Source organism: Microbacterium neimengense (assembly GCF_054782995.1).
Map to the genome: position 1 here is coordinate 1 of NZ_BAAGRK010000029.1, position 2,151 is coordinate 2,151.

The following is a 2,151-nucleotide window of genomic DNA, read 5'->3' on the forward strand; positions in this document are numbered from 1 at the left end:
AATAGCCTTAAAGCTAATATAATTTATATTTTATAATATAATGTGTCTAAAGGTTTTATAATATAAATTTATGTTTACAATGGGGATTACAAGGCCACCCAATGAAAATTTTGACGTACCATGTCGCAAAATTTTATGGGGCCATAGGCTTTCGGGTCAAGGATAAATTTTGCGATTCCCCGCGGGTGGGGACGACAAAGTCGTCCCCAATTATAAGTAATAGACTTAAATAAATTGGGGGCGACAAAGTCGCCCCACCCCCGGAGCCCTTTCACCGGTGTCGATTTAAATTAATAATTAATTTTTGAAGCTCGGGGTTAGAACCCCGGCTTTAAGTTTATTAACCCAAAGGCAAATTAATGGATCTATAATAAATAATTTATGTAATAAATTATTTATTACCAAATATATTTTTAAAATCCCGCGCTTCGCGTGGGCCTATTAGGGCTATTTTACGGTCCCCTTTGTCTGGTATTTAACATCCAGACTAGTTGTTAAGTGAGTAATGGTTTTATTCGGTGTATTAACCATGATTTTAGCGATTGCCCTATTTTCCCTTCGAATCCCTGCGATTTATTTTAATCGAATCACAATTATTCTACTACTTTTCTCTGCATTATTATCGTATAATTCACTTTATATCGATTTAATCGGTTCTGGAGTAGGAGTGTTCGGTGGATTATTTCAAGTTACAACTATTACTCAAAGTATTGATGTGTTTATCTATTTATTAGGGGCTTTAGTACTTTTATTAAGTTCAAAAGCTGGTGGAGTACAAACTTTACCATCTAATGGATTAAATTCAACTTTAGTAAATAAGAGTAAAGGATTATCAGTATTAGCTGAATATCCTCTTATTGCTTTATTTTCTGTATTAGGTATGAGTAGTTTAATTTCAAGTAGTGATTTAGTATCTATGTTCTTATCTATTGAATTACAAAGTTTTGCTGTATATATTTTAGCTACTATTTATAGAGAGTCTGAATCTGCAACAGCAGCCGGATTAAAATATTTCTTATTAGGAAGTTTATCTTCAGCTTTAATTTTATTAGGAAGTAGTTTATTATATGGTTTCACAGGACTAACTAGTTTTGAGGGATTATATATGCTATGTTCTACAACTTCAGCAAATACTGCTATTGAAATTAGTGTACTACTAATTTTAGTAGGTTTATTATTCAAAGTATCTGCAGCTCCATTCCATAATTGGGCTCCAGACGTATACGATGGAGTACCTACAGTAGTAACAACTTGGCTAACAACAATGCCTAAAGTAGCTTTCTTAGTATTTATTTTAGAATTCCAAGGATTTACTCAATTAGCTAATTGGTCTTCATGGACATACTTATTATTAATTAGTTCATTATTATCACTTTTAGTTGGTACTATTGGTGGATTAGCTCAATATAGAATTAAACGGTTATTAACATATAGTACGATTTCTCATGTAGGATTTTTACTATTAGCATTAGCTATTAATAACGAAGAATCAGTAGAATCATTCTTATTCTACTTAATCCAATATTCATTAACAAACATTAATGTATTCTTCATCTTAGTAGCATTTGGTTATTTATTACAAACTAAAGGATTATCTATTTATTCTCCAATTCAATATATTAACCAATTGAAAGGTCAATTTAAAGCAAATCCTTTACTTGGATTAAGTCTTGCAGTTTGTTTATTTTCTATGGCAGGTATTCCTCCTCTAGTAGGATTCTTTGGTAAACAGATGGTTTTATACGCAGCAACTCATAACGGAAACTTCTTCTTAGCTTTTGTAGCTATTTTAGTAAGTGTTGTTAGTGCTGCATATTATTTACGAGTTATTAAAGTAATTCATTTTGATCCTTTAAATGTTACTGAAACAGTTGAAACAAATAAAGGTTCAGCTGGAGAATTAGCAACTTCAAGTAGTTTAGTTATTGCTACAATTACTTTATTATTAATTTTCTTTATTTTCAACCCAACACCATTATTAAACAGTGTTCACTTAATCACTCTAAATCTATTTTATTGGTAATGAGTACATTAACATTTTTTATCCTTTTCATTCCTGTTTTAACTCTAGTTTTACTTGTAGTGAATCAATTATTAGCTGTTAATAAACCTTACAGTGAAAAAGTATCACCTTACGAATGTGGGTTTACT

1 protein-coding gene is annotated in these 2,151 nt (G+C 30.9%); it reads left to right on the top strand.

All coding sequences use genetic code 11. The features are described 5' to 3' along the window. Window positions 1-505: 505 nt before the first annotated feature. Window positions 506-2,023, top strand: a complete 1,518-nt coding sequence (locus tag ACYVJS_RS16310; RefSeq protein WP_460740899.1) for an NADH-quinone oxidoreductase subunit N — start codon at window positions 506-508, stop codon at window positions 2,021-2,023. Window positions 2,024-2,151: the final 128 nt, after the last annotated feature.

Coding starts and splice junctions, on each gene's coding strand:
- ACYVJS_RS16310 (WP_460740899.1), top strand. CDS start 506: ATGGTTTTATTCGGTGTATTAACCATGATTTTAGCGATTGCCCTATTT.